Genomic DNA, 8,104 nt, shown 5'->3' with positions numbered 1-8,104 from the left:
CCATACGAAACATTTATATCAGAAAAGATAGTTCTATCAAATGCGAACGGGTTTCCTCCAAACCCCCCAAAGTACCACCACAAACTATGATTTAATTGAATCCTTCGTCCCGTTCGCTTTCTTTTCTTCAAAACGTTTATATCTTTAGAGAACAGCCTTCTATACATGCGTTTTGATCTTCACGTGCATTCCTGTTTTTCAAAGGACAGTAATTCAGATCCTGCTTCTATTCTTGAATATGCGAAAATTAACGGTCTTGATGGTGTGGCAATTTGTGACCATGATACCCGTGAGGGAGGTCTTGTTTGTTCTCGTCTGGCAAAGGAGACTAATTCGGATATAATTGTTATTCCTGGCATAGAGGTAACTTCTTCTAAGGGTCATATCCTTGTCCTTGACCCGAAAGGGGACATTGAATCAGGCATGACTCCTGAGGAAACTATTGAGCGTGCAAGGGAACTTGGTGCTGTTGTGATAATCCCGCATCCCTTTAAGATAACCTCACATGGAATTGGTTATGTGGATGGGTTGGATGCTGATGCAGTGGAAGTACTGAATTCCAGATGTGTGACCGGATTTGCCAACAACAAGGCCAGGAATGTCACAGGAGTTTTAGGGTTTCCACAGGTAGGGGGAAGTGATTCACATGAGGCGAAGATGGTTGGTTGTTCATATACTGAGATCGATGCTACGGATCGGACGCTTGAGTCGGCGCTTGAGGCCATACGTAACGGTAAGGTCAAACCGGGTGGGAAAAGAACACCTGTATCACATGTTTTGAAACAGGTAGTTGTTGGAAGGATCAAAAAAGCTAAAAAGGCTTTAGGTAAAGCCTAACATTTAAATTTTCTGTTTCAATCCTGAACATATTCTTCATTGAACATTTTCAGTATCAATAGGAATGCTGATATTAGCAGTGGTCCCACCACGATACCTACTAGTCCGAAGAGGTAGATACCGACAAAGATGCCAAGCAATGATACAAATGGATGCATTGCGCCTACTTTTTTCTGTATGTAAGGTCTTAACACATTGTCAATGTTGCTGAGGGCAATTCCTGCTATAAGGATCACTAAGGCTGCAACATAATCCTGTGTCACGAGCTTGAACAGGACTGCAGGCACCCAGACAAGAGGGGCTCCTACGACTGGTAAGAATGACAGTACTGTGGTGATAGCTGCCCAGAAGGCCACTCCGCTTATGCCAACAGCATAGAATGTGATCCCTATGATCGTCCCTTGAAGAACGGCTATCAAAAGTGTGGCAATGAGTGTGGACTGGATGATATTTTTCATCTCGGTCAGAAGTTTATTTGTATTTCTTTTGCTAAATGGTATGAGATCCTGTAGTTGTTTGCTAACATCAGTATTGGTGGATGTGAACAGATAATATAGCAAAAAGAACATGATGGTGCCTGATATTAGAAGCCCGCTAATATTCTGTACTGCTCCTATGAGATACTTGCTAAGGTATGAACCTATGGTGGATACGAGGCTGACTATCTTGCCCTGAACATCAATGTCAGGTGCAATTTCATTTATGTAACCAATATTCTTCATGATATCAAAATTATTCGTGATATCCACATAACTGATATTTGTGGTAATGCTGTTTATTACTACTTCTATTTCCCCTATTATCAGGGTGAACACGTAGTATAGGGGTAATACTACCAGTATCATTGAAAGTATCATTACCAAGATGGCGGATACATTTTTTTTCAGTTTAATACGTTCTGTCAGTAAACAGTAGACTGGTTTGAATATGACATATAGGATAAATGCTGCCAGAAATGCATTGATATAAGGTAATAATGCATAACTCAATACAGCTGCAAGAATAATGATGCTGAGAAGGGCCAGGGCCAACTTTACTGTTCTTTCCTTTTTCATCAGAATCAGTCCGACCCGATTATATTTATAATGTTTGCAGGCAATGCATTGCTATTCTATTATTGATTCAAAGGATGAACTGTCTCTTCAGATTGGCAGTTTCACTCTTAAAATAGTGCCTTCCTCGATCTTGCTTGATACGGATATTAAACCATTGTGGGCTTCAATTATCTTTTTACATATGTGCAGGCCCACTCCGGTTCCTCCATACTTTCTTCTTGTGGAGCCGTCTACCTGATAAAATCGGCTGAAGATGTTCGATAGAAGTTCTTTAGGGATGCCAATTCCTGTATCTTCAATAGTTACAATTATCGATTCACTGTCACTGAGTGCAGAAACTGTTATCTTTCCACCTTCGGGGGTGAATTTGATCGCATTGTCCAGAAGGTGGTTTATCATCCTTTTGAGACGGTCTGTATCTCCCTGTATAATGGGCAAGTCCTCTTGGATATCTGTTTCGATAGTAAGTCCTTTTTTCTTTATTGCAACGCTAAGGTCTTCAATTATCTCTTCGATGATGGCCGTGGGGCAAAGCGGAACCATATTGTATCTTATGTTCTTTGTGTGTTCTCCGCTTACATAGAGTAATGATTCCACCAGGTTCCTTAATCGGTCTGAATTTCTTAGAACAGCATCAATGGCATTTTTCTGAGCATCATTTATAGGTCCCATATCTTCTTTCAACATAAGTTCGGTAAATCCTTTTATTGAAATGAGGGGCGTTCTAAGTTCATGGTTCAGGTTCGTGAGGAACTGGTCCTTTATGGTGTCAAGAAGCTCTAATTCCCGATTTGCTTCTTCCATTGCCTTTTCTGCGATCTTCCTTTCGGTTATATCATCACCAGAACTGATGGTGCCGACTATATTGTTGTCCTCATCCCTTAGAACTACATCATGCCAGAATATCAGTCTCTCCTCATTTGTTTTGGTGATAATTGGCTTTTCTGAATATTCCGGTGGTACCAGTTCGCCTTCAAGAACTCCCATATATCCTTCTTTTATCCTTTCTCTGATATATGCTGGAAGGAATGCATCGAACCAGTTCTTTCCGATGATCTCATCTTTATCATATCCGAGAACATCACATGCTTTCTGGTTTACAAGTGTGACCTTCAGGTCCTTGCCTATAACTCCGATGATCGAACCGGCAACATCTACGTATTTTTGTGCCTGATCTCTTTCTTTGATGAGTTGTCCGTGAAGTCCCTTCATGCGGAGCAGGGATCGTACTCTTGTTGTAAGTTCAAGGACGTCCAATGGCCTTACGAGAAGATCATCAGCTTTCGATTCGATGGCTTTTGTTTTTTCGTCATCGTCCATTATAGAAGTTATCATTATGACCGGTAAAATATTGTTGCTTTCTTCTCCTTTGAGAACTCTGCATACTTCATGACCATCTATTTCGGGTAAGTTGCTGTTCAAAAGTACAAGGTCGGGAAGTTGCTCTTTTGTGATCATGACCGCTTCACTTCCATTTACGGCCCTTATGATGTCATAATTTGGGGGTAGGTGTGAGATCAATGCTTCTGCTTCCCTTTCGTCAGCTTCCGCTATCAATATCTTTGGCTTCTTCTCAATGCGATTATCGTTTTCCCCTATTTTCATTACTGCACCTTTGGTTTTTGTCTCTATGGGTGCTTACAATAAAATAAAAATTATAATAAGTTTATGGTCGTTCAATTACCTGACATTATTGTTGTTTGAAACAATGCATGTTTATTTAAGACGAACGTTCATTTGAACAGGCCAATATTGTCTTTTTGAACCACATGATCATAGTTCTTGTATCCGAGTATATCTGCTATCTCGTTGGTCTGTTTTCCTTTGATGGCTTTCAGTTCTTCGGATGTGTAATCCGTTATCCCTTTACCGAAAACAAAACCGTCACATTCAAGTTTTACAATGTCACCTCGGTCAAAAGTACCTGCAATATCGAGAACTCCTGAGGGAAGTAGACTCATTCTCTTTGTCAATGCTTCTTTTGCACCGTCATCTACTACGATGGTTCCCGATGATCTGGCAAGGATTATCCAACGTATGCGATTCTTGAGTACGAACTGATTGGTGAGGAACAGGGTTCCTATCTCTTCGCCATCCAGTATTCTTCGGATACCTTTATTGACATTGCTGTTTGCGATAACCATGTAGCAGCCTGACATATTGCAGATCTTGGCGGCCTCTATCTTTGTCCTCATACCTCCGACACCTTTCATGCTCGTCGGGTTTCCGCCATAGCTTTCGATGGTGGGGGTTATCTCTTCAACGGTCCTCAGTAGAACTGCATCATCGTGTCTTTTTGGATTCTTGTCATAAAGGCCATCGATATCTGTAAAGAGTATTAACAGGTCTGCTTCCATCTTGCTGGCGACCATCGCTGAAAGTTTATCGTTATCCCCAAGGGTTGCTTCTATCTCATGTACGCAGATGGGATCGTTCTCGTTGATTATGGGGATGACCCCATAGCTCAAAAGAGTGGAAATACTGTTCCTGAGGTTGAGGTAGGTCAGGCGGTTGGTGAATGAATCGTATGTTAGCAGGATCTGTGCTACATTCAAACCATATTTTTGGAATGCTTCTGTCCAGTGCTGCATGAGGACTCCCTGCCCCACAGCAGCGGCAGCCTGGCGTACTGGTATCTCTTTCGGACGACATCCAAGGTCGAGTATTTCAATACCTATTCCTATGGAACCGGAACTTACCAGTATTATCTCTTTTCCGGCTCTATGCAGCTCAGATACCTGTGATGCTATCGTATCCATGAATTCGTTATCAAGACTGCCATCTTCCTTGCTTATGGAAGTTGTGCCTATTTTAACAACGATCTTTTCGGCATCACCGAATATCTCTTTTCTATTGGTCAAAGTGCTACCTCACATGCTTTTTATCATCACTCGTTGATAATGTCGGAGAGCTTGCGGTCAAGTTCTTTGTGCGTAAATGGTCTTGGAGTGTCTCCTGCATAGGTTGCGACCTTATCACCATTTCCAAGAAGCACATATTTGTAAATGACAAGTCCTTCCATTCCCACGGGGCCGCGGGCGTGTATCTTGTTGGTGCTGATCCCGACCTCTGCTCCTTTTCCATAACGGAATCCGTCTGCGAATCGTGTGGATGCGTTCACCATTACACTGGATGAGTCGACAAGGGCGATGAACTGTTTTCTCTTTGCTTTGTTCTCGGTGATGATCGCATCTGTATGGTGTGAACCGTACTTGTTGATGTGGTCGATAGCCTCTTCAATTGAATCCACGAGCTTGATGGAGAGGATAAAGTCGTTGTATTCGGTCTTCCAGTCATCTTCGGTTGCTTTTGCAATGTTCGCGCTGCCAAGTTTTTCTGCTATGGTGTATGATCCTTCATCAAAACGAAGCTCAACTCCTGCTTCCTCATATCTTTTTATCATCTCGGGCAGGAAATCTTCGGCTATTTCCCTGTTTATGAGCAGGGTTTCCATTGCGTTACATACTGCAGGATATTGTACCTTTGAGTCAAAACAGACATCATAGGCTTTGTTCAGGTCAGCATCAGTATCAACATATACATGGCAGATACCATCTGCATGTCCTAATACTGATATCTTGGTATTGTCCTGTATGAACTTCACGAAGTCGTTAGAGCCACGTGGGATAAGAAGGTCGATGTATTCGTCAAGAGCAAGAATGTCCATCACTTCTTCTCTTGTTTCCATAAGCTGGAATGCACCTTTTGGTATTCCCTGGGTGTTTTCCAGAGCTTCTACAAGTATATTGAATATGACACGGTTCGAGTTCAGTGCTTCACTTCCGCCTTTGAACACTGTTGCATTACCGCTTTTAAGACAAAGGGACATGACCTGTGGCACCACATCGGGTCTGGATTCAAAAATAACTCCAATGAGGCCGATCGGGGAGCTGACCTGATAGAGATCAAGTCCTTTATCGAGTTCAAGGGTCTTTATTGTCCTGCCGGATGGGTCTTCCAGCTTTATAACATCCCGTATACCACTGATCATCCCATCGATCTTGGGGTCGGTCACTTTCAAACGATCGACAAGTGCCTGTGAAAGCTTGCCTTCGTTTTTCATCCTTTCAGCTTCTTCAAGGTCGGCTTTGTTCGCTTCCAGTATCTTGTTACGGTTGGCATCAAGTGCTTTTGCCATAGCTTCCAGAGCGTTATCCTTTGTCTGAGTGTCTACACTTGCAAGTACGATGGATGCCATTTTTGCTTCCATTACCTTTTGTTCTATGTCTGTGGCCATGAAGTGATCACCCTTGTGTGAATTATGATGTTCGAATATTAAAGAATTGCATTTATCCAATGCTGTTTGAATGCTTTGGATGATGATTACTTTACTGATATAATTAACGATTTATTCAGGGATTTTTACAGTTTATAGCATTCAGGCGAAAAGCTTCTGCTATTCAAAATAATAATTTACAGATAAAATTTCCCTAAAAAATAAAAAAAGAAGAAAAAAGCAGGCAAATGCCTGCTTTTTAGGTTGTTGAAATTATTTTGCCGGGATGATGAGGGATCTCTCACCAGCTGGCTCGAACTCTTTCAATGCGCCTCTACCGAACTCTTTCCTTGGAGCGGTGAAGTCGAATGGAAGCATGTCATCTGCGAAGCAGACCTTGATCAGTGGGTTGACTGCCCATGCATCTCCACGTCCTGCGTGTGCTGCTGAAGTGATTGCGGCGTAACCGCCCTGGTGACCTACATTCATTGCGTAGTTAGGGTAGTTTGGACCACGGAGCTCAACAGGCAGACCTTCGTCGGACTGGAAGGAGAATACGTTTGCAGCACCACACTGGTCCTGCAGGTCGAAACCGAAGAAACCAAGACGTCCGAGTGCTTCCTTGTGCAGGTACATTGAAAGGTACCATCCGGAAAGACCAGCGTTTCCGTTTCCGGTTGCGAGTGCTGTTGCACTACCTGCTGCTGCGGAGAGTACTGTTGCTCTCTGGGAACCACCGAAGTGGTCTTCGAGTGCGGTTGGGTAGTTCTCGTAGTTCTCGATACCATATATCGTGGACTCTGTTGCGATGTCCTTGACAACATCCATTGTTGCCTTGACCTTGTTGTCTGTACCCTTGTTTGCTGCACCATCGTACTTGTCGTTGATGTAGTCAACGTTGTAGTAGATGTTGTCATCAAGGATGTTGTTGGTGTATGCAGCGGTTGCGTACTGTGTGAAACCGACACCACCAGACATGTATGAACCGAGCCAGATCTGATCGTAGAGCATACATCCTGCACCTACTACCTCGAGAGCTACGTGTGCTGGATCTTCTGCGTCAACACGGCTTGTCTGAATGATATCAGCCATGTGACCGAAGGAAATTCCACCAGGCTCGTTTGGTCCACGAGCACGTCTTGCTGGAAGCATATCTCCCATTGAGATAACACCAGCATGCTTTGCTGCGTATGAAAGGTCAGCTACTGCTGCTTCACCAGCACACATGTTGTATGCTGCGATGAAGGACATGCCGACCTGCATTGCCATCCACCTTGAGGTCTGTGCACCATCTGTTGTTCTGCTAACAACGGTTGGGATGTGTGCTGCCTGCCAGGTTGTCTTTCCAATAGCTGCTTTGAGTGCTTCTGCCTGTTCCTCTGGGAACTGCTTGTTGATGTTGATGAGGAACTGATCGTCGATCTCATCTGCAAGCTCGTCGTCACCGGTGAATATCTTACAGTAACAGTCATCTACAAGAGCTGGGTGTGTTTCGACCATGTGCTCCTGAACAACTGCTCCGCCAGGGAGTGCGTGGTTGAGCACTTCAAGGTAGTGGTTGATCGTTTCTGGTGTGACTTCTATACCGAGACGCTTCTCGAGTGTCTCGTGAGCCATGTCCATACCGACAATTGTGGTTCTTCTGATGTCATCCCACATCTGCTGCATTGCAGCGTTGTTGACGTAGTGAAGATCATCGGACTCGACCATGATGTCAGTACCGGAAATGAAGGAAGGTGTAAGTGCTCTCTGACCGAGTGGTATACCACCACAGTGCATCATAGGATTGTAACCAACAAGACCTCTCTTGTCAGCCATTTCCTGGCCTGCCTTCCTCATTTCGACCTTTCTTGGGTTCTGGTCTACACCAAGACGGTAGTAGGTCACTTTCTTGTCAGTGATCTCTCCGCCTTCCATCTTGTTGTCGCCGTGTGCTTTTGTGAATTTGATTTCCAAATCTTTCTGGAACATTCTCTTTCTATCATCTGCCATTTTT

At 43.6% G+C, this 8,104-nt stretch carries 6 protein-coding genes; 1 reads left to right on the top strand and 5 read right to left on the bottom strand.

Annotated features, from left to right (window positions below; genetic code table 11):
- Window positions 1-165: 165 nt before the first annotated feature.
- Entirely contained in the window at window positions 166-837 is a 672-nt protein-coding gene (locus tag QAS77_RS01070) for a PHP-associated domain-containing protein (protein WP_305063851.1), read from the top strand.
- Window positions 838-854: 17 nt separating this feature from the next.
- On the opposite strand, the gene QAS77_RS01065 is transcribed toward QAS77_RS01070, so the two are convergent.
- The 5 genes from QAS77_RS01065 to mcrA all read right to left on the bottom strand — a co-directional run bounded on the left by QAS77_RS01065 (window position 855) and on the right by mcrA (window position 8,100).
- Complete coding sequence (locus QAS77_RS01065) at window positions 855-1,892, bottom strand: AI-2E family transporter (protein ID WP_305063850.1); 1,038 nt, start codon at window positions 1,890-1,892, stop codon at window positions 855-857.
- 87 nt (window positions 1,893-1,979) lie between these two features.
- The gene (locus QAS77_RS01060; protein ID WP_250867243.1) at window positions 1,980-3,497 is read right to left on the bottom strand and encodes an ATP-binding protein; all 1,518 of its coding nucleotides are present in this window, start codon (window positions 3,495-3,497) and stop codon (window positions 1,980-1,982) included.
- A 128-nt stretch (window positions 3,498-3,625) separates the two neighbouring features.
- Window positions 3,626-4,753 carry a glutamate 5-kinase gene (gene proB / locus QAS77_RS01055; RefSeq protein ID WP_305063849.1) on the bottom strand — a complete coding sequence of 376 codons (1,128 nt, stop codon included), beginning with the start codon at window positions 4,751-4,753 and terminating at the stop codon, window positions 3,626-3,628.
- Window positions 4,754-4,779: 26 nt separating this feature from the next.
- A complete protein-coding gene (locus QAS77_RS01050) occupies window positions 4,780-6,129 on the bottom strand; it encodes a glutamate-5-semialdehyde dehydrogenase (RefSeq protein ID WP_305063848.1) in 1,350 nt (449 codons plus the stop codon).
- A 252-nt stretch (window positions 6,130-6,381) separates the two neighbouring features.
- A complete protein-coding gene (mcrA, locus tag QAS77_RS01045; protein ID WP_305063847.1) occupies window positions 6,382-8,100 on the bottom strand; it encodes a coenzyme-B sulfoethylthiotransferase subunit alpha in 1,719 nt (572 codons plus the stop codon).
- Between the last annotated feature and the right edge of the window lie 4 nt (window positions 8,101-8,104).

It is taken from the genome of Methanococcoides sp. (genome assembly GCF_030594565.1).
Classification (GTDB): Archaea; Halobacteriota; Methanosarcinia; order Methanosarcinales; family Methanosarcinaceae; genus Methanococcoides; species Methanococcoides seepicolus.
The sequence above is the reverse complement of the archived record's forward strand: the minus strand, read 5'-3'. Positions and strand labels throughout refer to the sequence as shown.

What these genes read in the sequence shown, in the direction of transcription:
- QAS77_RS01070 (WP_305063851.1), top strand. Translation starts at nt 166, where the DNA reads ATGCGTTTTGATCTTCACGTGCATTCCTGTTTTTCAAAGGACAGTAAT.
- QAS77_RS01065 (WP_305063850.1), bottom strand. Translation starts at nt 1,892, where the DNA reads ATGAAAAAGGAAAGAACAGTAAAGTTGGCCCTGGCCCTTCTCAGCATC.
- QAS77_RS01060 (WP_250867243.1), bottom strand. Translation starts at nt 3,497, where the DNA reads ATGAAAATAGGGGAAAACGATAATCGCATTGAGAAGAAGCCAAAGATA.
- QAS77_RS01050 (WP_305063848.1), bottom strand. Translation starts at nt 6,129, where the DNA reads ATGGCCACAGACATAGAACAAAAGGTAATGGAAGCAAAAATGGCATCC.
- mcrA (WP_305063847.1), bottom strand. Translation starts at nt 8,100, where the DNA reads ATGGCAGATGATAGAAAGAGAATGTTCCAGAAAGATTTGGAAATCAAA.